28 protein-coding genes are annotated in these 24,099 nt (G+C 66.3%); 11 read left to right on the top strand and 17 right to left on the bottom strand.

Features of this window, described 5'->3' with window-relative positions; genetic code table 11:
• A complete protein-coding gene (gene htpG, locus ACYQOP_RS09535) occupies positions 1 to 1,833 on the bottom strand; it encodes a molecular chaperone HtpG (protein ID WP_461222213.1) in 1,833 nt (610 codons plus the stop codon).
• Positions 1,834 to 2,072: 239 nt separating this feature from the next.
• Here htpG and ACYQOP_RS09530 point away from each other — a divergent pair, with 239 nt between their 5' ends.
• The 3 genes from ACYQOP_RS09530 to ACYQOP_RS09520 all read left to right on the top strand — a co-directional run bounded on the left by ACYQOP_RS09530 (position 2,073) and on the right by ACYQOP_RS09520 (position 4,993).
• Positions 2,073 to 2,375 (top strand): hypothetical protein, encoded by a 303-nt coding sequence (locus ACYQOP_RS09530; RefSeq protein ID WP_027171815.1) that lies wholly within the window; start codon positions 2,073 to 2,075, stop codon positions 2,373 to 2,375.
• A 138-nt stretch (positions 2,376 to 2,513) separates the two neighbouring features.
• A complete protein-coding gene (locus ACYQOP_RS09525; protein WP_461225261.1) occupies positions 2,514 to 3,665 on the top strand; it encodes an FIST N-terminal domain-containing protein in 1,152 nt (383 codons plus the stop codon).
• Positions 3,662 to 4,993 carry an ATP-binding response regulator gene (locus tag ACYQOP_RS09520; RefSeq protein ID WP_461222212.1) on the top strand — a complete coding sequence of 444 codons (1,332 nt, stop codon included), beginning with the start codon at positions 3,662 to 3,664 and terminating at the stop codon, positions 4,991 to 4,993. The genes ACYQOP_RS09525 and ACYQOP_RS09520 overlap by 4 nt, the downstream gene beginning before the upstream one ends.
• On the opposite strand, the gene ACYQOP_RS09515 is transcribed toward ACYQOP_RS09520, so the two are convergent.
• The 6 genes from ACYQOP_RS09515 to ACYQOP_RS09490 all read right to left on the bottom strand — a co-directional run bounded on the left by ACYQOP_RS09515 (position 4,994) and on the right by ACYQOP_RS09490 (position 10,534).
• Positions 4,994 to 6,184, bottom strand: coding sequence for an SMP-30/gluconolactonase/LRE family protein (locus ACYQOP_RS09515; RefSeq protein ID WP_461222211.1), 1,191 nt, complete (start codon positions 6,182 to 6,184; stop codon positions 4,994 to 4,996).
• Positions 6,185 to 6,216: 32 nt separating this feature from the next.
• The gene (locus ACYQOP_RS09510) at positions 6,217 to 7,188 is read right to left on the bottom strand and encodes an SMP-30/gluconolactonase/LRE family protein (RefSeq protein WP_461222210.1); all 972 of its coding nucleotides are present in this window, start codon (positions 7,186 to 7,188) and stop codon (positions 6,217 to 6,219) included.
• Between the two features lie 69 nt (positions 7,189 to 7,257).
• Positions 7,258 to 8,463: an SMP-30/gluconolactonase/LRE family protein gene (locus tag ACYQOP_RS09505; protein ID WP_461222209.1), complete on the bottom strand. Its 1,206-nt coding sequence runs from the start codon at positions 8,461 to 8,463 to the stop codon at positions 7,258 to 7,260.
• Positions 8,464 to 8,559: 96 nt separating this feature from the next.
• Positions 8,560 to 8,925, bottom strand: coding sequence for a response regulator (locus tag ACYQOP_RS09500; protein ID WP_056421932.1), 366 nt, complete (start codon positions 8,923 to 8,925; stop codon positions 8,560 to 8,562).
• A 189-nt stretch (positions 8,926 to 9,114) separates the two neighbouring features.
• Entirely contained in the window at positions 9,115 to 9,684 is a 570-nt protein-coding gene (gene hpt, locus ACYQOP_RS09495) for a hypoxanthine phosphoribosyltransferase (RefSeq protein ID WP_056421935.1), read from the bottom strand.
• A 70-nt stretch (positions 9,685 to 9,754) separates the two neighbouring features.
• Positions 9,755 to 10,534: a zinc-ribbon domain-containing protein gene (locus ACYQOP_RS09490; RefSeq protein ID WP_461222207.1), complete on the bottom strand. Its 780-nt coding sequence runs from the start codon at positions 10,532 to 10,534 to the stop codon at positions 9,755 to 9,757.
• Positions 10,535 to 10,693: 159 nt separating this feature from the next.
• Between ACYQOP_RS09490 and ftsE the strand changes: the two genes are divergently transcribed.
• The 3 genes from ftsE to ACYQOP_RS09475 all read left to right on the top strand — a co-directional run bounded on the left by ftsE (position 10,694) and on the right by ACYQOP_RS09475 (position 13,317).
• Positions 10,694 to 11,392, top strand: a complete 699-nt coding sequence (gene ftsE / locus ACYQOP_RS09485) for a cell division ATP-binding protein FtsE (RefSeq protein ID WP_056421937.1) — start codon at positions 10,694 to 10,696, stop codon at positions 11,390 to 11,392.
• Between the two features lie 32 nt (positions 11,393 to 11,424).
• Positions 11,425 to 12,360: a cell division protein FtsX gene (locus tag ACYQOP_RS09480; protein WP_244478210.1), complete on the top strand. Its 936-nt coding sequence runs from the start codon at positions 11,425 to 11,427 to the stop codon at positions 12,358 to 12,360.
• Between the two features lie 264 nt (positions 12,361 to 12,624).
• Entirely contained in the window at positions 12,625 to 13,317 is a 693-nt protein-coding gene (locus ACYQOP_RS09475) for a YdcF family protein (protein WP_056454796.1), read from the top strand.
• 13 nt (positions 13,318 to 13,330) lie between these two features.
• On the opposite strand, the gene ACYQOP_RS09470 is transcribed toward ACYQOP_RS09475, so the two are convergent.
• From ACYQOP_RS09470 to ACYQOP_RS09450, 5 genes are all read right to left on the bottom strand, one after another.
• The gene (locus tag ACYQOP_RS09470) at positions 13,331 to 13,750 is read right to left on the bottom strand and encodes a hypothetical protein (protein WP_461222206.1); all 420 of its coding nucleotides are present in this window, start codon (positions 13,748 to 13,750) and stop codon (positions 13,331 to 13,333) included.
• Positions 13,751 to 13,930: 180 nt separating this feature from the next.
• Positions 13,931 to 14,182 (bottom strand): hypothetical protein, encoded by a 252-nt coding sequence (locus ACYQOP_RS09465; protein WP_207412308.1) that lies wholly within the window; start codon positions 14,180 to 14,182, stop codon positions 13,931 to 13,933.
• A 242-nt stretch (positions 14,183 to 14,424) separates the two neighbouring features.
• A complete protein-coding gene (locus tag ACYQOP_RS09460) occupies positions 14,425 to 14,583 on the bottom strand; it encodes a hypothetical protein (RefSeq protein WP_200919001.1) in 159 nt (52 codons plus the stop codon).
• A 132-nt stretch (positions 14,584 to 14,715) separates the two neighbouring features.
• Positions 14,716 to 15,039: a hypothetical protein gene (locus ACYQOP_RS09455; RefSeq protein WP_056421950.1), complete on the bottom strand. Its 324-nt coding sequence runs from the start codon at positions 15,037 to 15,039 to the stop codon at positions 14,716 to 14,718.
• Positions 15,036 to 15,209: a hypothetical protein gene (locus ACYQOP_RS09450; protein ID WP_461222205.1), complete on the bottom strand. Its 174-nt coding sequence runs from the start codon at positions 15,207 to 15,209 to the stop codon at positions 15,036 to 15,038. The genes ACYQOP_RS09455 and ACYQOP_RS09450 overlap by 4 nt, the downstream gene beginning before the upstream one ends.
• 734 nt (positions 15,210 to 15,943) lie before the next feature.
• Between ACYQOP_RS09450 and ACYQOP_RS09445 the strand changes: the two genes are divergently transcribed.
• Positions 15,944 to 16,855 carry an MBL fold metallo-hydrolase gene (locus tag ACYQOP_RS09445; protein ID WP_056421952.1) on the top strand — a complete coding sequence of 304 codons (912 nt, stop codon included), beginning with the start codon at positions 15,944 to 15,946 and terminating at the stop codon, positions 16,853 to 16,855.
• Positions 16,856 to 16,919: 64 nt separating this feature from the next.
• Here the strand turns inward: ACYQOP_RS09445 and ACYQOP_RS09440 are convergent, their stop codons facing one another.
• Both ACYQOP_RS09440 and ACYQOP_RS09435 read right to left on the bottom strand, forming a co-directional pair.
• Positions 16,920 to 18,389, bottom strand: coding sequence for an amino acid permease (locus ACYQOP_RS09440; RefSeq protein WP_461222204.1), 1,470 nt, complete (start codon positions 18,387 to 18,389; stop codon positions 16,920 to 16,922).
• 172 nt (positions 18,390 to 18,561) lie between these two features.
• On the bottom strand, positions 18,562 to 19,329 hold the full coding sequence (locus ACYQOP_RS09435) for a DJ-1/PfpI family protein (protein ID WP_419951318.1): 768 nt from the start codon (positions 19,327 to 19,329) through the stop codon (positions 18,562 to 18,564).
• Positions 19,330 to 19,631: 302 nt separating this feature from the next.
• Between ACYQOP_RS09435 and ACYQOP_RS09430 the strand changes: the two genes are divergently transcribed.
• The 3 genes from ACYQOP_RS09430 to ACYQOP_RS09420 all read left to right on the top strand — a co-directional run bounded on the left by ACYQOP_RS09430 (position 19,632) and on the right by ACYQOP_RS09420 (position 21,524).
• Complete coding sequence (locus ACYQOP_RS09430; RefSeq protein WP_056421955.1) at positions 19,632 to 20,375, top strand: sigma-70 family RNA polymerase sigma factor; 744 nt, start codon at positions 19,632 to 19,634, stop codon at positions 20,373 to 20,375.
• Between the two features lie 224 nt (positions 20,376 to 20,599).
• Positions 20,600 to 21,010: a DUF1236 domain-containing protein gene (locus tag ACYQOP_RS09425; protein ID WP_056421956.1), complete on the top strand. Its 411-nt coding sequence runs from the start codon at positions 20,600 to 20,602 to the stop codon at positions 21,008 to 21,010.
• A gap of 208 nt (positions 21,011 to 21,218) precedes the next feature.
• Positions 21,219 to 21,524: a hypothetical protein gene (locus ACYQOP_RS09420; protein ID WP_311276707.1), complete on the top strand. Its 306-nt coding sequence runs from the start codon at positions 21,219 to 21,221 to the stop codon at positions 21,522 to 21,524.
• Between the two features lie 2 nt (positions 21,525 to 21,526).
• On the opposite strand, the gene mscL is transcribed toward ACYQOP_RS09420, so the two are convergent.
• The 3 genes from mscL to ACYQOP_RS09405 form a co-directional block, all read right to left on the bottom strand.
• Positions 21,527 to 21,949: a large conductance mechanosensitive channel protein MscL gene (gene mscL, locus ACYQOP_RS09415; protein WP_311276708.1), complete on the bottom strand. Its 423-nt coding sequence runs from the start codon at positions 21,947 to 21,949 to the stop codon at positions 21,527 to 21,529.
• 56 nt (positions 21,950 to 22,005) lie between these two features.
• On the bottom strand, positions 22,006 to 22,851 hold the full coding sequence (locus ACYQOP_RS09410; protein WP_056421958.1) for a CDP-alcohol phosphatidyltransferase family protein: 846 nt from the start codon (positions 22,849 to 22,851) through the stop codon (positions 22,006 to 22,008).
• Positions 22,852 to 22,940: 89 nt separating this feature from the next.
• A complete protein-coding gene (locus ACYQOP_RS09405; RefSeq protein WP_018045459.1) occupies positions 22,941 to 23,651 on the bottom strand; it encodes a phosphatidylserine decarboxylase in 711 nt (236 codons plus the stop codon).
• 267 nt (positions 23,652 to 23,918) lie between these two features.
• Here ACYQOP_RS09405 and ACYQOP_RS09400 point away from each other — a divergent pair, with 267 nt between their 5' ends.
• A complete protein-coding gene (locus ACYQOP_RS09400) occupies positions 23,919 to 24,089 on the top strand; it encodes a hypothetical protein (RefSeq protein WP_461222203.1) in 171 nt (56 codons plus the stop codon).
• Positions 24,090 to 24,099: the final 10 nt, after the last annotated feature.

Here is a 24,099-nt window from a genome sequence, read left to right as displayed (position 1 = left end):
TCAGGCGCCGGGGGCCAGGGCAGCGGCGACCTTGCGGGCGAAGGCCACGGGGTCGCGCGGGGTGTCGCCGTCCTGAATGCGGGCGAGATCGACGAGGGTGCCGGCGGCCTCCGCCACATCCTCCCCGGCTTCCGCCTTGGCGCCGAGGGAGGCGATCAGCGGGTGGCGCGGGTTGATCTCGAGGATCGGTAATCCGCCGGCTCCACGCCCGGCCCGGCGCAGAAGACGCTGCATCTGCAGGTCGGGTCCGCTACCTGAGGCCGAGAGCACCACGGCGCTCTCCACCAGCCGGTCGGTGGTTCGCACGTCGGCGACGTCCTTTGCGAGCGCCGTCTTGAGGGCGGCGACGAGGGCATCGACGGAGGCGGGCGCCTCGCCGGCTTCCTCGGTGGCGGCGATCTTCGAGAGGTCGAGGCCGCCCTGGGTCACCGAACGCAGGGGCTTCTCCTCGAACCGGCCGAGCTGCTCCGGCCAGAACGCGTCCACATGGTCGGAGAGCAGCAGAACCTCGACGCCCCGGGCGCGGAACCCCTCGAGCTGCGGCGAGGAGGCCAGGGCGTCGGCATCGTCGGCCACGAGGTAATAGATCGCCTCCTGGCCGTCCTTCATGCGCGAGACGTAATCGGGCAGCGAGGTCCAGCCCTCCACCGCCGAGGAGCGGAAGCGCAGGAGCGGAGCGATCTCGCCTCGGCGCTCGTAATCCTCGTAGATGCCTTCCTTGAGGACGGGGCCGAAATTCTCCCAGAAGGACTGGTAGCCCTCCGCATCCTTGGCGCGGGTGCCGAGTTCGGACAGGACGCGACCGGTGACGGCGCGACGGATCTTGGTGAGGACCGGCGTCGCCTGCAGCATCTCGCGGGAGACGTTGAGGGGCAGGTCCTCGGTGTCGACCACGCCCTGAACGAAGCGCAGCCAGGTCGGCAGTAATTCGGCCTCGTCGGTGATGAACATGCGCCGGACGTGAAGCCGGACCTTGCTCGCGCGCTCGCCCTCCACCGCCTGGAACGGCTTCATGCCGGGGATGAACAGCAGCGCCGAGAATTCGAGGGCCCCTTCCGCCCGCCAGTGCAGGGTCGCCCAGGGCTCGTCGAAGTTCATGTCGACATGGCGGTAGAACTCGGTGTACTGCTCCGGGGTGACCTCGGATTTCGACTTGCGCCACAGGGCCGTACCCTGGTTCGCGGTCTCGGTCTTGCCCTCGGCGACGATGGCGACCGGCACGGTGATGTGGTCGGCCCATTTGCGCACGACGTGGTCGAGCCGGTAGCTCTCCAGATACTCGTCGGCATCCTCCTTCAGATGAAGGACGATGTCGGTGCCGGGCTCGTCGCGTGTCGCCTGTTCCAGGGTATAACTGCCCTGGCCCTCCGAGGCCCAGGTCCAGGCTTCGTCGGAGCCGGCGCGCCGAGAGGTCACGGTCACGCGGTCGGCCACCATGAAGGCGGAGTAGAAGCCGACGCCGAACTGGCCGATCAGGCTGGGTTTGTCCTCGGCCTTCGCGTCTCCGAGCGACTGGCTGAAGGCCCGGGTGCCGGAACGGGCGATGGTGCCGAGATTCTGCGCCAGCTCCGCCTTGGTCATGCCGATGCCGGGATCGGAGATCGTCAGCGTGCGCGCGGTCTTCTCGGGGGTGATCGTGACCTTTGCGTCGGCCGGCGGCGCCGAGACCGATTGCGTCAGCGCCTCGAAACGGCGCCGGTCCAGGGCATCGGCGGCGTTGGCCACCAGTTCCCGTAGGAAGATTTCACGGTCGGAGTAAAGGGCATGGACCACGAGGTCCAACAGCCGGCCGACCTCGGCACCGAATTCGTGCCGTTCCAGGGTATCGCTCAAGGGTTTGCCTCCGGGGATCGAACGGTGCGCGATATGATCCCTACAACGGGGAAATTCAATGCGTGCAACCGAGTGCGGGCAAACGGATGCCGGGAGAAGCGAACCGGTGTGCCGACTCGGAACGGAGCGAAAAACCGGCAGGTCGTGCAATCGATGGGTCGGCGGCTCCCCCGGGATGCAACCATGTCGGCTTTCAGGCGTAGCCGTGCCAGACGCACGACCCTGTATGGAGGATGACGATGGAACCGATGAAGCCCATGGAACCGATGAAGCCTATGGAGCCGATGAAACCGATGTCCGGCGGCGAGGCCTGGTGGCCGCAGGAGCTGGGCCAGCCCTCCACCAGCGGCGGCCAGAACGGAATGCGCTATGCGTTCTTCCCCGATGCCCGCCGCCTCGTGATCGATACCGACGGCAAGCGCACCACCTACGATACCGGCGATCACCAGATCAGCGGCGTCTCCCAGAGCAACGGTTCCGCGCCGACCTTCTCGTCGCGGCAGGGCGACGTCTCGGTCAAGGACCTCAAGACGGTGGACTGACAGGTAAGGGCGGCGCGGGAGAGCGCCGCCATTGCACCCCGCTCGGCGCGCCGACATACTCGTCGGCGGCGTGACGACAAAGGCGCAAAGCCATTCCACGACGCCGGAGGGAGTGCGACGGTGGAGGAGGACACGCGGATGCGTGGGCATCTGTGCGGGATCAAGACCTCCTGGACGATGGCGACGGCGGAGGCCGACGCCGTGGCGGACATCGCCGCCCATATCGGCCCGGCCGGCCTCTCGCACATGCTGGCCTTCTTCTCCCCCGATTACGATGTCGGCGCCCTGAACGCCGCCCTGGGTGAGGCCTTCCCCAGCACCCCCATCACCGGGTGTACGATGTCGGGCGGGATCTGTCCTGCGGGGGGCCTGGAGGGCGGCCTCGTCGTGGTGGCGTTTCCGGCCAAGGGATTTCGCGTCGTCTCGGCGATCCTCGATGCCATCGACCATCTTGATGTGGCTCGCACGGCCTCGTCGGTCCGCACGCTGCGCCGGGCGCTGGCGACGGACCCCACCGACCACGCGACGAACCGGCTCTTCGCCTTGTCCTTCATCGACGGGCTCGCCAATGCGGAGGAGACGGTGGTGTCGACCATCGCCTGGGCCCTCGACGGCATTCCGCTGGTCGGGGGATCGGCCGGCGACGATCTGCATTTCCGCGAAACGGTCTTGCTCCACGGCGGCACGATCCATCGCAGGGCGGCCGTGGTGGTGCTGGTGGAGACGGATCACCCGTTCCAGACCTTCAAGAGCGATCATTTCGAGCCGACATCGACGAAGTTCGTGGTGACCGCCTCCGACGACGAGCAGCGCATCGTCCATGAGTTGAACGCCGAGCCCGCCGCCCGCGAATACGCCATGGCGGTGGGGCTCGATCCGGAAGCGCTGACACCGATGAGCTTTGCCGCCTACCCGCTCGCCGTGAAGGTCGGCGGCGAGTATTTCTGCCGCTCGATCCGGCGCATGAACGCCGACGGCTCGCTGACCTTCTTCTGCGCCATCGACGAAGGCGTCGTGCTGACCCTGGCCCAGCCACGCGACATCGTGGAGACCACCCGCAACGACCTCGCCCGCCTCGATGCGGCGTTGGGTGGGATCGACCTGATCATCGGCTTCGATTGCGTCTTGCGCCGCCTCGACGCGGAAAGCCGACAGGTCCGCCAGGGCATCTGCGATCTCTACCGCCGCTACGACGTGGTCGGGTTCGAGACCTACGGCGAGCAATACCGGGCGATGCATCTCAACCAGACCTTCACCGGCATCGCCATCGGCCGGCCGCGCGCCCGATGAAAGCCGATCATCCTGACGATGCCGCCCGCCGCATCGCCAAGCTCGAGCGCATCAACGCCGCCCTCATGGCGCATGTGGAACGCAACATGGACCAGCAGGGCGGCGCCTATTCGCTGTTCCAGACCGCGATCATCCTCGAAGGTCGGGTCCGCTCGCGCACCGAGGAGCTGACCGGGCTGATGCACAGCCTGGAGCGCTCCAACGCCGCCCTCGTCGCGGCGAAAGAGGAAGCCGAGACCGCCAACCGCTCGAAGACCCGCTTCCTCGCCGCCGCCGGCCATGATCTGCTTCAGCCGCTGAATGCCGCGCGCCTCTCGGCCTCGGCCCTCTCCGACATGCCGCTCAGCCCGGAAGCCCTGGCGATGTCCGGGCAGGTGGAGCGCGGCCTGCAGACCATCGAAGATCTGATCAAGACGTTGCTCGACATTTCCAAGCTCGATGCCGGAATCGTCCGCCCTGGTATCCGGCCGATCGCCCTCGCCGATCTGCTCGGGGGCATCGCTGCGAGCTTCATGCCGATGGCCGCGCGCAAGGGCCTGCGCCTCGCGGTCCGCTGCCCGGAGCTCCGGGTCGACAGCGACCCGATCCTGCTTCGGCGCATCCTGCAGAACCTCGTCTCCAATGCCGTCCGCTACACCAGCCGCGGAGGTGTGCTGATCGCCGCGCGTCGGCGGGACCAGGCGTGCCGCATCGAGATCATCGATACCGGTTGCGGCATCGAGGAGAGCGAGCGGCATCTCGTCTTCGAGGAATTCTACCGGGGCGGCAGGGAGGGTGACGAGGGTGAGCCCGGTCTCGGTCTCGGGCTCTCCATCGTCCAGCGCATGGCAACGGCCCTCGATCACGCGCTCACCCTGCATTCCCGGCCCGGCCACGGAACGCGGATGAGCCTGACCGTCCCCATCGGCACCTCTCCGGTCGAGCCGGTGGCCGGCCCCACGCCGATCGCGACGCGGCTGACGGGCGCGCGCGTGCTCATCGTGGAGAACGATCCGGCCACCGCAGATGCACTGACGCGCCTGCTGCGGAACTGGGATGCCGATGTGAGTGCTCATCGCGATCTCGCCAGCGTCGGAGAGTACGTCTCCGCCGGAGGTCCACCACCGGACGTGCTGATCCTGGATTACCACCTCGACAACGGCGCCTGCGGCCTCGACGTGGCCACCTACCTGCGGGGCGTGACCCGCGCAGACCTGCCAGCGATCGTCACCACCGCCGACCATTCCGCCGTGATCGAAGCCGATGTGGCGAGGCTCGGGGCGGAGCTCATGCACAAGCCAATCAAGCCGGCGCAACTGCGCGCCCTGCTCACACATCTGCTCGGCTGATCAGGCCGGGTCGGCATCAATGCGCATCCTCAAAATCGCATAGGGCGGCTGCCTGAGGTCGCGCCCGTTATTGTAGTCGGGGCTGCGATTGACCTGCGCGGCCGTGATGTAGAGCCAGCGGTCGGGGGTGATCCAGAACGTGTCGGCCCAGATGAGCCGGGGATCGGTGGCGAGGATCGTGACGGTACCGTCCGTCTCGCGCCGGCCGACCGCGTTGTGCTCCTGCAGGGCGAGATACACGCGGTCCTTGGAATCGGCGATCAGCCCTCCGGTCATGCCCTTCTCGCCGAGATCCTCCACAGCGGCGGCGACCTCGGCATCGGACACCGCCGGGTCGAGGAGAAGAGCGGTCTCCACCGCATAGAGGCGCCGGCCCATCAGTGGGGCGTAGTAGAGGCGTCGGCCGTCGGGGCTGAGGGCGATGCCGTTCGCGCCGCCCTGGACCGGACGCGGCGGCCCCTCGGCCTTGCGCTGCAGGATCTGGCGATTCTCGACTACTTTGACGATGCCCTTCTGGGACTCGGTACTGGCATGCCGGGCGAGTCGCCGGGTAACACGACCGCTCGCGAGATCGACCGCGAGGATGGCACCATGGCCGTCCTGGCCCTGGTCGGTGATGAACGCCACCGCCCGTCCGTCCCGGATATCGACCCTGAGGTCGTTGAGCGAGGAGGTGGCTGTGACGCCGGCCTCCAGCGGGACCACCTGGGCGATCCGGTTGGTGGTCAGATCGAACCGGACGAGCTTGGCACCTCCCGGCATGGGCAGGCCCGACCCATCCGGCAATCCGGCATCGAGCACCCAGAGCCTGTCGTCGCGGTCCATCACACCATTGGGCACGTGAAGGAGCCGGTGCTGAGAGGCCTTCGGGTCGGGCTGGTTGGTGGCCTCGTCGGGATAGGGCGTCACGCTCCCGTTCGGCATGACCTCGCCGAGGGTGAAAGGGACCTTGGCGTTGAAGCGCGGCATCATCACGAAGACGCGGCCGCTTCGCGACAGGGTGATGCCGGTGGGGTTCGAGGGCGCATTCGCCACCATGGCGAGTTCGAGCCCGGGAACGCCCTGATCGCTGGCGACCCCCGTGCCGGATTCCGCTTGGGACGCGCCCTTTTGCTCAGCGGAGGCCTGGCTGGTCAGTGCGGCAAATCCGGCGAGGCCGGCAGCCAGCATGTCACGTCGAGCGAAGGTCATGGATGCTGCAATCCTGTAGGATTTGAATGCGGTCAGCGGGCTTTCACCGCGCCCCGGACCTTGAGATCGATGGCCGCCACTACGGAGCCCGCCGCAATGAAGAGGCGATTCCCGTCCTGCCCGCCGAACTCGACATTGGAGGCCGGCGTCGCGGTGGCGATCCGGCCGAGCAACGTCCCGTCGGGCAGGTAAACACGTACGCCGTCGTCACAGGCCGCGTAGATCCGCCCGGCTTCGTCGATGGCGAGCCCGTCCGGAGCGCCCGTCTCGAGCGAGGCGACGACGCGTGGATCACCGAGGCGGCTCTCTTCCACCGGAAAGGCGAGGATAGCGCGGGCCCCTTCCGCATTGTCGAGGGCGGCACTGGTCTCGGTGACGTAGAGCGTTCGCCCATCAGGCGAAAAGGCGATGCCGTTCGGTTGGCCGACTGCGTCGGTCATGCCCCGGATCTCACCGGCCGGATCGATCCGGTAGACCCGCCTCGCGGACTGGGAAGGCGTGGTCTGAATGCCTTCATCCGGCACGGTGATGCCGAAGACGGGGTCGGTGAACCAGATCGCACCGTCCGGCGCGAGCGCCGCGTCGTTGGGGGAATTCAATGGCTGGCCGCCATACATGTCGGCCAACACAATCATCGATCCATCGGATTCGCGGCGAACGACGCGACGGGTGCGGTGCTCGCAGGTGACGAGACGTCCCTGAGCATCGAGAACGTTTCCATTGGCATTGTTGGACGGATCGCGGAACGGCTTCACTCCGCCATCCTCGCCGATCACCAGCATGCGGTTCGATCGCACGTCACTGACGATGAGGCCCCCAAGGTGCGGCGCCCAGCACACGCCTTCGCACCACCGACCCTCGCGGTAGAGGGTCACCGGCCGGGCGGAGGGATCGACCAGTTCGGCGAACCGGGGATCGTCCGAACGAAGGATCGGGGCCGCCGAGGCGGGCAGGCTCCAGAGGGAAGATGCGGCGAGGCCGCAGAGGATATCGCGTCGGCGCATGGAAAAGCTCGCAACGGAGGGCAGCGGCGAGGCCCCGGCCGGTCTCGTCGACAGGCCGGGCCTTCGGTCTCAGCGGGCCGATGGGCTCGTCGTCGAGCCGGCGGCGTCGCTCGTCGGTTTGATGCTCCATAGGTCGGTCGGCAGAGCCGCCGGGGCGTCGGCCTTGTAGAAGGCCGAATCCTGGATACGAGAGGTCGTCACGTAGAGGGTCCCGTCCGGTCCCTCGGCGAAAGTATCGGGCCAGCGCAGGCGCTTGTCCTGAATCAGAGTCGTGAGGGCGGAGCCCTTGGCGGACAGGTCCCGAACCTTGATCGAATCGTCCTGGGGCGAGGTGACGTACATCCGCCTATCCTTGCGCGAGATGATGAGGCCGTCAGCGGGACCGTTGTCGCCTACCGTCTCGACCTTGGCCGACAGGCTCCGGTCGCTGAGCGCCTCCGGCACGAGCGACGAAGTCAGCCATCCAGTGAGCGCGGATGTCGGCAGGCTGTAGAGGGTTCGCCCCTTGATCGCCTGCCAGTAGAGGGTGCCGCCATCGGGCGAGAGGGCGATACCATCGGCGGCGAATTCCACGCCGCGCCCATCGGGTCGCCGCAGCGGCTTGCCCTCATAGGTCACCGTCACGCTCTTGTCGGGTTGGGTCGTCTGATCGCCGTCGAGGAGGCGACGGGCCTTGCCGCTGGCGAGATCGACCACGACGAGGGCACCGCTCGCACCCGAGTCGGTGATGTAGGCGGTCTTCCCATCCGGCGAGAAGCGGACGTCGTTGAGGTAGGAGCCCTGCGGGGCCACCGCCTCGTCGAAGGCGATGATGCGAGCGGGCTTGTTCGTCTTGAGGTCGATCTCCACGAGCTTCGGCCCGTTCTTCACCAATGCGGCCATAGCGGGAGCGGCCGGATCGAGAACCCAGAGATTGCCGTCGGGGCTCGCCACGACACTCTGGACACAGACCCAATGGTCGCCCGCCGAAACCTCGTCCTTGCGCGCGTTGCGCCAGGCGTTCCACTCGGCATCGGGAAAGGGCGTGATCCGACCGTCCTTTACCTCGGCAACGGAGACGGCGCTGTCCTCGGTCCAACGGGGGAAATTGACGAAGACGCGTCCGTCCTTCGTCACGGTAACGCCGGTCACCTGGTGCTCGAAGCTGGCGACCTTGGCGAGGCCGCCGGTGGGTGCCGAACCGGTCTGGGCTTCGGCCCATGCTGGGCCCGCGACGATCGTGCCGGAGAGAAGCACCGCGGCCAGTGCGGCGCGGGTGGTCGTCGATGACATCATGGGGCACTCGTGGCGGGGAGAGAGAGGTACTACTCCCTCCGGCAACGCAACGACCGGCGGCCAAGCTTCAATCAAATTTTCAAGGATGACGCGTCTTCAGGCGGCGAGCGCGCGCCTCACGGTGGAACGCAGGTCCGCCAGCGAGAACGGCTTCGTCAGCACGTCGGTGACGATGGCGTCGAGACCGCGGGCACGCTCGCGCTGGTCGGCGAACCCCGTCATCAGGAGGATGGTCAAGTTAGGAAAATCGCGCTTTGCCGCGAGGGCGAGGGCGATGCCGTCCATGAGCGGCATGCGGATATCGGTGAGCATCAAATCGAACGCCCCGTCCGCCTCCGTCAGCCGATCCAGCCCGTCACTGCCATCCGATGCCGTCACGACGGAATGACCGTCAATTTCCAGGCCCCGCTTCAGGAAACCACGTACCGGCTCTTCGTCATCAACAAGGAGAATTCGCGCCATCAACTCTTTGTCTCTGCTGGACCGCCCAGACTGCGCTTCTACTCAGCCCCTATGTCAAGGGCTGCTTTGCATCAAATAATACGTAAATGTTGCGCAATATGTGGCCGCGCGCAATTGTCGCCATAAACCCACGGGTGAACCCTCGCGAACCCGATTCATCGCGTGCCTCGCCTCCCTGAAGAGGGGGGCTCATGTTCCGCCGAAGAGATCCGGCTCGCTGCTCACATGGTCCACGAGACCGACGAAGGGAAGTTGCCGATATTCGTGCGCGACATCCATGCCGTAGCCCACCACGAACACATCGGGGCAGGTGAAGCCGACGAAATCGGCATCGATGGTCACGGCCCGCTTGCCCGGCTTCTCCAGCAGAACGGCGGTCAGCACCCGCTTGGCCCCACGCGCCATGAGCAGGTCCTTGGCGAACACGACGGTGCGCCCCGATTCCAGGATATCGTCCACGAGCAGCACATCGCGTCCGCGAACCTCGCTCTCCACGTCCCGCAGGATCGCGACCTGCCCCGAGGATACCGTCCCGCTGCGGTAGCTCGACAGGTGCACGAACTCGACCTGTGGCGACAGGCCCGAGCGGTGCAAGGCCCGCAGCAGGTCGGCGGCGAACATGAAGCTGCCTTTGAGAACCGCCACGACAAGGAGGTTCTCGGGCTTGGCCGCGACGATGGCTGCGGCTAGCTCCTCGTTGCGGTTCGCGATGGCGGCTTCGTCGAAGAGGACGCGGACGCGTCGGGTCGGGCTGGTCATACATTCTCCCTACCACGAGCAGAGCCGGCTGGCATCGATTTTCGCCCTCAACCAGCGGCAATGTCAGGGGTCAGTGAGCGACATCCGCTTCCGGCGCTCCACGTTCCGGCGCGAACCCAACCTTGATCGTACGCCCCTGTGCCGGAGGAGACGACAGGCTCGCCCTGAACCGGGCCGTCTCGCGGTCCTCGAGGCTGGAACGCGGCGGCGTCACGCTCCAGCGGTAGATGGTCTGGTCCTGCGCGTCGCGCACCTGGATTTCGATCGGCGGTACCGGGACGGTGGTGCCCGCCACACCGACCACGTCGCCTTCTATGACGAGTTGGGACGCCGCCCCCTCGCCCTGGGTCTGGTAGGCCGCGAGATCGCGGATCTCGATGCCGCGAAGGTTCACCGGCATACCGATCCGGGCATAGAGCGAGGCGCTCTGGGGCATGGCCCGCACAACGGTGCTGCGCGCGAGGAGCGCCAGGGGAATGCCGGCCAGCAGGGCGAGCCCGAAGGCGGCGGCGGGCGACGGGGCGCTCCAGCGCTTCTTTGGCGGCGTCCGCCCCCTGGCCTTGCGAACCGGCTTATCTTCGGACACCGGCTCTACCGTCGCGGACTGGGCCTCCTCGGCCAAAGCCGCTTCCCATGCATCGAGATCGGCCTGCGCTTCGCCGCGCCCCTCCACAGAGCCCATCGCCGCCTGAATCTCGGCCATCTCCTCGGCAAGGGCGGCGGCGACCTCGTCGGGTGAGATGAACCAGGTCTCGCGACAGGCGGCGCAGCGCACGGAGCGACCCTCGACGCCGACCCTGTCAGTGGCGATGTCGTATTCGCTTGCGCAGGAGGGGCATACGATCAGCATGGCGAATCGCCGCCTCGAATATCTCGATCGGCAGTTGCCGGCTCGGTGAAAAAGACTCACACCGTCATCGCCGGAAGCGGTTAATCCTCCGTGAAGCGGCGGATATGGGAGGGCAGGCTTGTCAGCAGAATCGCGCATCGACGGATCCGGGACCCTAGCGTGAGCCGTGACAGCCTCCTGTCGGGCGTCGAGGAGCCCGTGGTTCAGTTCGAGAATGTCGGCATGCGCTACGGCCTCGGGCCGGAAGTGCTGAGCGACGTGAGCTTCCAGATCGCCCCGCGCTCGTTCCAGTTCCTCACCGGCCCTTCGGGCGCGGGAAAGACTACCCTGCTGCGCCTGATCCTGCTTTCGGTGCGGCCGACGCGCGGATTGGTCTCGGTGTTCGGGGAAGAGGTCAGCGATATTTCCAACGAGGCGCTCACCGGCCTGCGCCGGCGGATGGGCATCGTGTTTCAGGATTTCCGCCTGCTCGACCACCTGACCACCTACGAGAACGTCGCCCTCCCCCTGCGCGTCCAGGGTCGGGCGGAAACGAGTTACCGCGCCGAGGTGGTGGAACTCCTGCGCTGGGTCGGCCTTGGCGAGCGCATGCATGTCCTGCCGCCGCTTCTGTCGGGCGGCGAGAAACAGCGCGCGGCGATCGCCCGCGCGCTGATCGCCCGGCCCGACCTGCTCCTTGCCGACGAACCCACCGGCAATGTCGATCCCGGCCTCGGCCGCCGTCTGTTGCGGCTGTTCATCGAACTCAACCGCCTTGGCACCTCGGTCCTGATCGCGACCCACGATTTCGCCTTGATGGACCTCGTCGACGCCCCCCGGCTCGTTCTGGGCCAGGGCCGGCTTCAGATCGAACGCTGATGGGCGAGGCTAGCCTAGACCCGCGTCCCGCGATGCCCGTCACACCCGACCAGGAGGCCGGCCTGCCGGCGACCCTGCGACGCAACGCGCCCCTTGTCCCCACCGATTCGGCAGCGAGCCGGGCGCTCGCCGCGGTGATCGCGATCCTGACCTTCCTGGCCGCCCTGTGCGCCGGGGCGGCCGAGATCGTCGCGTCCAGTGCCAACCAGTGGCAGGGCAGCGTCGCGCAGGAAGTGACGATCCAGGTAAGGCCCAGCGTCGGCCGTGACATCGATGCCGACGTGGCGAGGGCCGAGTCGCTGGCCAAGGCCACGCCCGGCATCGCCAGCACGCGGATCTTCTCGAAGACTGAGGCGGAGCGCCTGCTCGAACCCTGGCTCGGGAGCGGTCTCGACCTCTCGGACCTTCCGGTACCGCGTCTCGTCACCCTGAAGCTCGCGGAATCCCCTCCCCCGGATTTGAAGGGATTGCGGGGGTCGCTCAGCGAGGCGATGCCGGGGGTCGCGAGCCTCGACGACCATGCCCTGTGGCTTCAGCGGCTCTCGACCATGGCCAATACCTTCGTCGGCGTCGGAGTCGGTATCGTGACCCTCGTCCTGATCGCCACCGGCCTCGCCGTCGTGTTCGCCACACGAGGAGCCATGGCCGGCAATCGCGAGGTCGTGGAGGTGCTGCATTTCGTCGGCGCGAACGACGACTTCATCGCCCGCGCGTTCCAGCGTCGGTTCTTCCGACTCGGCCTGCGTGGCGGGATCATCGGCTCGTGCTTGGCTCTGGCCGTGTTCGCGCTCGCCGGACTGCTCGCCCAGGTCTGGCGCTCGGGACCCGCCGGGGACGAGATCGAGGCCTTATTCGGTGCGTTCCATATCGGTTGGCGCGGCTATGCCGCTGTCCTCCTCATCGGCGTCATCGCATCGGTGGTCACCGGCATCGTCTCGCGGCTGACCGTCCGGCGTTTCCTGCGCTGAAGCCGATTTTCCGGTCGCCGGACCCGCCAGATCAGCGGTTCCGTATGACATCATAGGACTACAGACATCCGCGCCGGATCCGCGTTAACCATTCGTAAACCCATCGGGGCGGAAATGTCGCCTCGCGGATGACGCATTCCGCGCTACCTTTGGAGAATGGCCACGCGGATGTCAGGACACGGCACCACTCGCCCTCCAGAGGCGTTCGGTTGGGTCTGGCCACGGGGTCGGGCGGAATCGTCGGTGCCTCCCGCGCGGATCGCCATGGTGATGTCTTCAACCCTCCGCCGTCTCGGTCAAATCGCTCTCGGACTCGGTGCCGTCGCTACCCTGGCCCTGGTCGCCGGCTTCCTGGTGTTCGCGGAATCGATCGCCCGTGACGAGCGCACTCTCGATGGCCGTGCGGACGGGATCGTGGCCTTGACCGGGGGTGCCCAGCGCATCGGCGACGCGATCGACCTTTTGGCCGGTGGCTATGGCCGACGTCTTCTCATTACCGGCGTGAACGAGCGGACCAGCCGCGACGAGATCGCCCGGCTCAATCCGAGCCAGCGCCACTGGATCGAGTGCTGCGTCGATCTCGATTACCGGGCCCGCAACACGATCGGCAACGCCATCGAGACCCGTCGCTGGATGCGACAGCACCGGTTCAACACCGTGGCCGTGGTGACGTCGAATTATCATATGCCCCGAACCCTGGTGGAGCTCGACCACGCATTGATGGGCAAGGACCGCGTCCTCCCCCATCCGGTGATCGCGGAAGGTTTCGACGCCGATCGCTGGTGGCGTCATCCGGGAACGGCGAAGCTCATCGGTTCAGAATACCTGAAGTTCCTCGTCGCCTGGTTGCGGACGCGGTTCGAGGCCGACCCGGAACAGTCGCGGGCGGCGATCATGATGGGCAGGGGAAAGCCGATCAAGCTCGTCTCCGAAGCGGTCCTGCGCGCGCAATACTGACAAGGCTCTGTCTTCAGCGCGAGCTGGTGCGCTCCATGCGCAGGGTCACGACCTCCGCGCCGGCCTGATGGTGTATGGCAAGAGATGCCGGATACGGCTTTCGCGCCTTGCGCGAGACAATGCGCGGCCCGGGATTGCGGGTCTGGCGCATGACCCGTCGGGCGGGCGTATCGATCACGTATACAACGGGTGTTCCCACAGAGGCGGGACGGATGCCGGTCGCGGTGGGAATGCCGTAAGTTCCATAGCCCCAAGCGCTCGGAACGAGTTCGGTCGGACGCGGGAACCGTACCAGCGGAACGACACCATGCGCCGCAGGCTGATACGGTCCGGCGTAACGGTCATCGAACCGGAGATCCGAATGACCGTAGCCGGAAGTCACCGCGGTCTGCGCATGGGCAACGGGCACAACGAGGAGGGTGAGCACCAGCATTGCTGAATGCGCTGACCATCTCCTCATCGCCAACATGCGAACCTCGTAGCGCGTAGGCCTGAGCCGGGAACGATGGCTCGACTGACGACCGAGCCATACGGTGGTCGGATAGCCGGAATGAAGGATACTGACGAGACCGCATGCATGAACCGGTCCCGCACGACTACGGCGGCGATCACCTCAGCGGCAAGTGGTGACCCGGCGAACGATCCAGCCCTCGCCATCGACGAACAACCGCTTGCGCGATTTCGTGCAGGCCAGGGCGTCGTCCTCGGCCTCTACCGTCAATGCGACCTTGCCGACTTCCGCGTCCCGCTGAACACTCGTGGACGAGGCTCCCTCGGTTCCCGGCATCGCGGAGGCCGGGATAGAGGTGGCGCCGACGATGAGCGCAACGCCCAACGCAGCGGAAAGACCGAATCGTTTCGCCATTGCAACCTTGCCCGCGCGCCGTTGTCCGGAGCGCCTTAAAGACCCAAGCCAGTGCGCTCACCGCAGCGCTTGGTCTATAAAGTCGCGTGAGGGCGAAACAGTTGCAGTGCGATGACGCAACGCACTGTGAAAGTCGTCAGCATGGGTCGATTGTGTCGAACCGCACAGCCAGCGCCATGATCGTCGCCTGAGGCGATCACCTCAAGCATCGGCTGCCGGGTCGCAAATCCGGCGCGAAACCCTCAATGTGCGGCGGTGACACTGAGCAAGGGCAGGGTCACGGCGAGTTCCGGAGCGCCGAGTATCCGGGGCGCCAGCGAAGGAAGGGCCAAGGCCGCGATGCCAAGGACCAGGGTGAGGCCGAGGAGCGACGTTTCGAGACCGCGGTAGATCACGTCCATTCCCACCTCCACCCTGCAGGATCGAGCCGATCATGCGGGCTGATGGGTTAACCAATCCCTTCCGCGATGTTGCGTCTCGATAGGGGGGACGGTGGATCGACGCCCCGGCGCGCCAGTGACCCCGATGGGACGTCACGCTCGTCCGAGCGTCACCATGTGGGCGAGGTCTGGTTCGGGCGGCTTCAGCAGGGAAGCGGCCAGATTGGCTTCGAGCACGATGAGATCGCTGTCCGGATCGGGCTCCCAACCGCAACCACAGCCGCCGGGGCCTTCATGTGCCTGGGCAATCTGTCGATACAGGGTCCCGATGGTCCGTGCTGCCGTGGCCAGCGCCTGGAGCGCCGGAAGGGGATGGCGGTTCAGGCTGGTCCAGAAGGCGCGGCGCAAGGCCTCGTCCAGTTCGCTTCCCTCTTTGGGCGGCTCGATACATGGCCGGGTCGATCGGAAGGCGCTCACGCAATCTCTCCTTTTACAATCGGAATCGGCTCGTGCCTAAGCACCGGCTCCCTCGCGGCAGCCAGGAAATCGATGAAGTCGGCAAGGCGGTGAAGGCGCATGTCGGCGGCACAGCCATCCCACCACGCCAGCCGTGCATAGCCGCGGACCAGTTCCAGCATCCGTTCCATTTTGGACGGCCTTCTCATCGCGCATTGCCCCGATAACCGACATAAAGAGGCAATCACCCCAATCAATCAAGAGTAATCCTGAATATTGGAAAGACTATAAAACGCGAGCAGCGGAAATATTCCGCAGTCTTGATTTGGAAATATTCGAATTCGCGAGCCATCACCGCCCATCAGCGGCAGCACGGGGGAGTGCCAAGCTGCTCCACTTCCGGTTCCTTGTATCCGCATCCAGCGCCAGCGATGGCCGTGACGGCCCATGCCGTCAGCCCGTTCTTCCCCCATAGGCCGGAATCCATGCGCAGCCTCGGCTCTCATCGTCTCCCGGACGATAGACTTCGGCAAAGACATTTCCCAATTTTCTCTGGAATCGCGACGGAGATGCTGTCGTCAGGATCGGGCACGAACTCGTCACGAGGGCCGGATTCGCCGTCTCGGCAACTCCACATTGGCTCTGCCCGAAACAACGGCCGCCCGGAGCATCGGCCATTTCACGCAGGCGAATATTGGGCTCGCTCCGATTGAAAGCTGGCCGGTGAGCGCGGTTTTGCCGAGGACGAGCGTCTCCAAGCTGTGTGCGTGGCCGCACATCGATGTCGGAGGGGGCTGACTACCTCATGGTCAACCCCACTTCGATCCTGGCAACCTGTTTGTGACCGTTCTCGCGAGGAATGGATCGCATCGGTGCGCCGAAAGGCACCGGGTCTCAGGCGGATCGGGCAATCGGTAGTCGAACCATGAGTATGACGCACACGCCCTCGACCGAAGACGGCCTCTCCCTACGCTTCTGGGGCGTCCGCGGTTCCACGCCCGTTAGCGGGCCGGATTATGTCGAGTTCGGCGGCAACACCCCGTGCCTGGAGATCCGCTGCGGCTCGCGCCTGTTCATCGTCGATGCCGGCTCGGGCCTGAATGCCTGCGGGCTGCATCACCGCGAGGAGATGCCGAAAGAGATCGACCTCCTTTTGAGCCATCTGCATCTCGACCACACGGCGGGCCTGCCGTTCTTCAAGCCGGTCATCTTCAACCCGGAACGGACGATCAACACCTATTGCGGCAATCTCGACGGAGCGAGCGCGAAGGAGACCCTGGACCGCCTGTTCTCGCCGCCACTCTTCCCGGTGACCTTGGACATCCTTCCCTGCACCCTTGCCCATCACGGCTTCAAGGCCGGCGAGGCGCTCGATTTCCCCGATGGGTCGCGTGTGGACACGATCCTCCTCAACCACCCGCAAGGATCGGTGGGGTACCGCTTCGACCATGGCGGAAAACGCCTCTGCATCATCAGCGACATCGAGCATTCCGACCCGTGGCCGGACGAGTCCCTGCGCCGGTTCGTGGAAGGCTCGGACCTCCTCGTCTACGACGGCATGTTCACCGAGTCGGAATATCCGCGCTGCTGCGGCTGGGGTCATTCCACATGGCAGAAGGGCGTTGAATTGGCGAAGGCCGCCGGTGCCAAGGCGCTCGCGATCATCCATCTCCATCCCGCCCATAGCGACGCCATGCTGCGTGCCGTGGAAGCCGAGATGCAGTCCGAAATGCCGACGGCGTTCGTCGCGCGCGAGCGGCAGATCGTCCATGTGGGCGAGGTGATGGTGGAGAAGGATTCCAAAAGCCCTCTCTTGTCGCTGATCAAGACAGCCTGACGGATCAGGCCGCCGTCCCGAGCACCGGATCCCGTTCCCCCGGGGACAGCCGAGACTACTACGGTCAGGCCGCCTCCTCCCGGCCGAGACGGCTGTTGCGTCGGCTCCAGGCGAAGTAGATCACAAGTCCTACCGCGAGCCAGGCAATCAGTCGCAGCCAGGTCTGGCCGTCGAGGGACACCATCATGGCGAGGCAGCTGACGATGCCGAGGATCGGCACCAGCGGCACCAGCGGCGTCCGGTAGTCCCGTCGCGCATCGGGCTGAGTCCGGCGCAGGATGATGACTCCCGCACAGACCAGGATGAAGGCGAGCAGGGTGCCGATGCTGGTCATGTGGCCGAGCTGGCTGATCGGCAGGAAGCCGCCCAGAGCACTCGTGAACACCATGAAGAACAGGTTCGAGCGATAGGGCGTCTTCCAGGTCGGATGAATCTTGGAAAAGAAGCCCGGCAGCAGCCGGTCCTGGCTCATGGAGTAGAACACCCGGCTCTGGCCGAGCAGCAGGACCAGGATCACGGTGGAGAAGCCGGCGATGACGCCGAACGTCACGAGGCTCTTCAGCCAGGGGAACGGTGTCTGGGCGATCGCCGTGTTCACCGGCGCGGCATCGCCCTTCATGGCGTCGTAATGCACGAGGCCGGTCAGCACGCCGGCGAAAGCGATGTAGATCACCGTGCAGATGGCCAGCGAGCCGAGGATGCCGATCATCATATTGCGCTGGGGGTTCTTGGCCTCCTGCGCCGCAGTCGAGACCGCGTCGAACCCGATATAGGCAAAGAACACCACGCCGGCGCCGCGCATGATGCCGCTCCAACCGTAATCGCCGAAGGTCCCGGTGTTCTCGGGGATGAACGGCACGTAGTTCTGCGCCTTGATGTAGAACAGGCCGACGCCCACCACGACCGCCACCACTGCGAGCTTGATTGCCACGACGACGGCGTTGACCCGGGCGGATTCACGGATACCGATCATCAGCAGGGCCGAGACGGCGACGATGATGAGGATCGCCGGCAGGTTGACGATGCCATGCGCCGTCACCCCGTCGACCGTGTAGGTCTCGAAGGGGGAATTGACGAGGCTGGGCGGCAGGTTGATGCCGAGGGTGTCCCGCAGGAACCGGGTGACGTAGCTCGACCAGCTCACCGAGACGGTGGCCGCGCCGACAGCGTATTCGAGCACGAGGTCCCAGCCGATGATCCAGGCCACGAACTCGCCCATCGTGGCATAGGCGTAGGTATAGGCCGAACCCGCCACGGGGATCATGCCCGCGAGCTCGCTGTAGCACATGCCGGCGAAGGCGCAGGCGATCGACGCGATGGCGAAGGAGATCACTACGGCGGGACCGGCATGCTCGGCCGCCGCGATCCCGGTGAGGGAGAACAGGCCGGCTCCGATCACCGCGCCGATGCCGAGGGCGACGAGGCTCCAGGGACCGAGGGTGCGCTCGAGCTTGTGCTCCCCCCCTTCGGCATCGGCATTCAGTCGCTCGAGGGATTTCGTCCGGGTGAGATCGCCAGCGAGGCCTGATGCCATGGATCGATGCCCTTCATGGTTGGAGCGCGGAAGTCCGGCGGCCAGCGCATCGCGACCATGCAGCTTTCTCGCCAGGGGCTAAACCTTGGCCATTCAACGGAGTTCCGGCAAAATGATGCGCCGTCGCGGGGGAGGGAGACCATGTGCGGCCGGAGGCCCTGAGCCCCGGACCTCATCGCGGTGCGTAGCTCGCCGCGGCCGCGAGAGACCCATCCACCAGATCCTTGAGAATCGCTCCGGCGCCAGCGGCGATATCCGGCCCGGCAGTCTCGGGCGTGCCGGCGGAGAAGGGCGGTTCCGGCGCATATTCGGCGACAAGCTGGCTCGTCCTCGCAGCATCGTCGCCGTGCAGAAGGGCGGCCAGGACGAGAGCGAAGTCGAGGCCGGCGGAAATGCCCGCCGCCGTGATCCGGTTGCGATCGACCACCACGCGCCGGTTCACCGGAATGGCGCCGAGGCGCGGCAGCACGGTCTCGCGCACGCACCAGTGCGAGGTGGCGCGGTAGCCGTCGAGCAGTCCCGCCGCGCCGAGGATGAGCGAACCGGTGCAGACGCTGGTGACCCAGGACGCTCGTGCCGCCCGGTCGCGCAGGAAGGCGAGGGTCGCCTCCTCGCGCATCTGGCCGGGGGTCGCGTCGCCGCCCGGCACGAAGAGTACGTCGATCTCGCCCGGACAGGTCTCGAAGGACGTATCGGCCACCATTGTCAGGCCCGTATCGCTGGGGATCGGGCCTGTCTGGCGAGCCACGAGGTGGAGCCGGCCGCCGGCCAGACCCGCCAGGATCGCCTGCGGCCCGACGAGGTCGAGAGCCGTCATGCCGGGAAACATCAGCATGGCAATGCTGACGGGTGGCCTGCTACGAGCCGACGCGCGAACCGCATCGCCCGGCCCGGCCAGGACGGCCGCCGTGAGACTCGCCGTGAAGGCGCGACGATGCATGGACGATCCCTTTCGCGATGGCAGAGAGACAGGTGAGACAATGGCCGGATATGGGGCGCAAGCAGAGGCGGCCCTCCTTCCTCGATATCGGGAAGATGTCGCCGCCGCCGATGCCATCCGCCGCATGTGGACGCGAACGGCGCAGGTCGCCATTTGCGTGGCTTGGCGGGGTGCGTGACCGGGTATGATGCGCTACAACCCGAGACACGCTACGGCCTCGCCGTCGATGTCAGGCGGACCGATCCGATACGGCCGGCCCGAACCGGACGATTTCCTGCCCAACGACCAGAATACGACGAGCCATGACACGCGACGTCCTTGAAACCAGCGACGACCTCCTGAGCGACACGAACGACGATGGGCGGCCGGGCCTGACCGCGACCATCCGCTCACATCTCGGCGACCAGCTCCGCACCGTCTACGACCGCCTTGGCGCGGACGAGCCGGCAACGCGCTTCGCCGAACTCATCGAGAAGCTGGAAGCCGCCCTGAAAGCTCGCGGCGAGCAGGTGGAGCCCGAGTTCCGCAACGGTCTGCTCGCGGCGGTGCCGTCCCTGCGGGCCTTCGCGCTGTCGCTCACCAGCAATCCGGCCCGCTCGGACGATCTGGTGCAGGACACCCTGCTCAAGGGCTGGCAGCATCGCGCGCGGTTCCAGCCGGGCACGAACCTGAATGCCTGGCTCTTCACCATCCTGCGCAACATCTTCTACTCGGACCACCGCAAGCGCGTGCGCGAGGTGGAAGACCAGGACGGCTCCTACGCGGCGCGTCTCGCGACGGCACCGCACCAGGGCGACCGCCTCGATGTCGAGGATCTGCAGACGGCGCTCGCCAAGCTTCCGCCGGACCAACGCGAGGCCCTCGTCCTCGTGGGCGCCGAGGGTGTGTCCTACGAAGAGGCCGCCACGATCATGGGCTGCAAGGTCGGCACGGTGAAAAGCCGCGTCAGCCGTGCCCGCGGGCGGCTCGCCGAATTGCTCGGCTACGACGAAGAAGACCTCAGCTCGGACCGGCTGATCCAGTCGGCCATGCCGAAGGACGCCTGACGCCGCCCGGTGGGCGGTCGGGATCGGCTCCCCACCATGCTCACCGGGCTACCCGTTCCGCGACGCCTTGCGGACGGGGAATATCGTTCTCCCATCGGGGGCATGATCGGGACATTCCGGCAAAATCGATTTTCGAGGCATCCCTTTTCCGAGATGGGGCGTTACTGCCCCGAACCCCGCTGAGCGTCACCGTTCGCGGGTCATCGGATACGGAGATCTCGATCATGAACATCAAGACCCTTCTCGCCGCTTCGGCGATCGCTCTGTCCCTCCCCCTCGCCGCCCAGGCCCAGGGCCTCGTGCGCGGCGCTGAGCGTGGCGCCCAGGAAGGTGCCGATGCAGCTGGTCCCGTAGGTGCCATTGTCGGTGGTGCCGTCGGCGCTGCGACCGGAACCGTCGGTGGCATCCTCGGTGTCGACGACCGTCCCCGCTTCCGCCAGTACGTCACCCGCGAGCGTCACAGCTCCTACAATTACGACGGCGACGTCCGCGTCGGCGCGACCCTGCCCGGCACCGGCGTGACCTATTACGACGTGCCGTCCGAGTACAATGCCCGCGGCGCGCGCTACACCATCGTCAACGACCGTCCGGTCTTGGTGGATCGCAGCCGCCGCATCGTCGAAGTCATCGACTAATCATCGTCGATCGCAGCTGACCATTCGGCAAGAGCCCCCGGTGCCACGGCACCGGGGGCTTTTTCGTGGATCGGAAGATCGTCGGGGTTCGCGCGAGAAATACCAGAAATACCGGCGCTGGATCGGGTACCATCAACATTTGTGAGTCGAGGCACGCAACACTCTCCGCCCCGGCTGGTTATTGCTCTTGATTGAGGAGAGACCCGATATGGCGAACGATCCGATCTTCCGCATTGATAAATCGCCCCCCGGTCAGGCCGGCGGCGCGGATGTCGATCCGGCCTTGCCCGAGCCGGTGCGGGATCATCTCGGCCAGCAGCTGCGCTCCGTCTTCACCACGCAGGACGATGCGCCGAAATTCCTCGGCGATCCGGCTGTGCCGGAAGAGTTCGAGCCGCAATTGCGCCGTCTCGAGATCCGTCTGAAGACCCATGAGGAAGGCACCGGGGCGGTGGAGCAGGCCCTGGATGGCCTCCTCGACGACCTGAAGGCACCGCCGGCAACGACGATCTGATCTCAGACCTTGGGTCTGGCCGCGAGGATATCGCGGATCTCGCCCAGCAGTTTCACGTCCGCCGGGGTTTCGGGAAGAGGCTTCGCCTCCTCCTGGGTCTGGAGCTTGTTCATCGCCCGGATGACGAGAAACAGCACGAAGGCGACGATCATGAAGTTGAGCGCCACGGTGATGAACTGGCCGTAGCCGATCACTGCGCCCTGTTTCTTGGCGTCCGCGTAGGCGGCCCCCTTCTGCACGCTCGACGATAGCGCGATGTAGTAGTTCGAGAAGTCGAGCCCGCCCGTGATCGCGCCGATGATCGGCATGAACACGTCCTGGACGGCGGAGGTGACAATGGAGCCGAAAGCGGCGCCGATGATCACGCCCACCGCCAGATCGACGACGTTGCCGCGCAACGCGAATTTCTTGAATTCTTCCAGCACCGTCGCCTCCAAAACTTGCGCCGCCCGCATTCCCGCCGGGACGTTAGGCGAGGCGATCAGGTTTCGACAGGCGCCGTACCGATCTGTCCACGGTCGGTTGCGTCGAGGCGCTCCTCGTGTTTCGCCCGGCGCCGATACTGCGCCGCCCCGATCGGCAGGGTGATGAGGTAGCCGGCCGCCATCACCACCATGGCCTCGAACGGATAGCTGATGAAGAGGCCGAAGGCCGCGACCACCACGAGGAAGATCGGCAGCACCCATTCGCGGGGAACGCGCTTGCCCATGGTCTTGCCGGAGAAGGTCGGCACGGTGGAGACCACCAGGAGCGCGATGCAGAGCGTGTAGCCGAGCACCACCGGCGCGGCCCAACGCTCGATCGGCAGGCCGAGGAAGTGGAGATAGAGCGGCAGCAGCGCCGTCAGGGCCCCGGCCGGCGCCGGCATGCCGACGAAGAAATCCTTCTTCCAGGCGGGCCGGTTGGGATCGTCGAGCATCGCGTTGAAGCGGGCGAGACGCAGGGCCATGGCGATGGCGAAGATCAGGGCGACGATCCAGCCCAGCGAGCGCAGCTCCTTCAGGGCAAAGCCGTAGAGGATGAGCGCCGGCGCGCAGCCGAAATTGACGAAATCGGCGAGGGAATCGAGCTCGGCGCCGAAACGTGACGTTCCCTTGAGCATGCGGGCGACGCGCCCGTCGATCCCGTCGAGGAAGGCGGCCGCGACGATGGCGATCACGGCCGGCTCGAACTTGCCCTCGAATGCCAGTCGGATCGCGGTCAGCCCGAGGCAGACCGCCATCAGGGTGATCATGTTGGGCGCGATCATCCGGAAAGGCACCGCCTTGAAGCGGCGCGGCTTCGGCTCGTTGGCATCCGGCTCGAAGGGCGGAAAGAGATCGTCCATGACGCGCCTTTTCAGAAAGACGGGCGAACGGGCCTCAAGGGCACCGTCCGCGAAGGATCGCGACCCCGCCAGGGCGGGGCCGGGCGGGATCAGATGCGGCGGAAGCTGCGCTCGGGGCCGCCGCCGAGATCGGCGAGAACGGTCTCGCCCGCCACCGCCTTCTGGCCGAGGCCGACCAGCACCCGAGTCCCCACCGGCAGGTAGACGTCGACGCGGGAGCCGAAGCGGATGAGGCCGAAGCGCTCGCCCACGTTCAAAGTATCGTTCGCCTGCACCCAGCCGACGATGCGGCGGGCGACCAATCCGGCGATCTGCACGACGCCGACGCGCAGGGGGCTGCCGCGATGGGTGGTCTCGATGACGAGGCCGTTGCGCTCGTTGTCGTCGCTGGCCTTGTCGAGTTCCGCATTGAGGAACAGGCCGGGCGTGTAGACGATCTGGCCGATCTTGCCGGTGACGGGGACGCGGTTCACGTGGCAATCGAACACGTTCATGAAGACCGAGATCCGGGTCATCGGCTCCTGCGGAAGGTCGAGTTCGGGCGGCGGCAGGACGGTGGAGATCAGGTTCACCCGGCCGTCGGCCGGCGAGACCACCAGGCCATCCGCCACCGGGGTCACCCGCTCGGGATCGCGGAAGAAATAGCAGACCCACAGGGTGAGGATCAGGAAGATCCAGCCGGCGAACTGAGCGAAATAGCCGAACAGCACGGTCAGCACGATGCCGATCAGGATGAAGGGGTAGCCCTCCTTGTGGATCGGCACGAGGGTTCTGCGGATCGTCTCAAGCAGATCGGACATGAAGATTCGGTACTCCTGCGGACCGAGGGAGCGGCCGCGCCCGCAATGCGGCCGGGTTGGCAGCCCCGACGGCCGGCGTCAACTCTCGGAGCGGATCGGCGGCGCCCGGACGGCCTGCCCGGCGCCGGGCCGGACCTTCGTGAAGACGGCGAAGAATGGACGCCTCGTTAGGCGCGCGCGACCGCTCCGCCCCGGCATCCGGCTTGATGATGCCTTAAGCACAGCGGCGCTAGGCAGGAAGGGAATGAGGCGAAGAGCGAGGACCGGATGCTGGATCGGGCGCTGATGCATGTGCGAGCGGCGATCGCCCTGCGGGACTGTGCCGCGAGTGCTCCCTCGGACGCCGAACGCCGCCTCCTGATGAAGGTTGCCGCGATCCACGAGGCCCGGGCACGCAAGGTGCTCCATACGAAACAGAGCCAGGTCCGCCGTCGCTGAGGCGAAACAC

This window comes from Methylobacterium sp. CM6247, assembly GCF_054817925.1.
The sequence above is the reverse complement of the archived record's forward strand: the minus strand, read 5'-3'. Positions and strand labels throughout refer to the sequence as shown.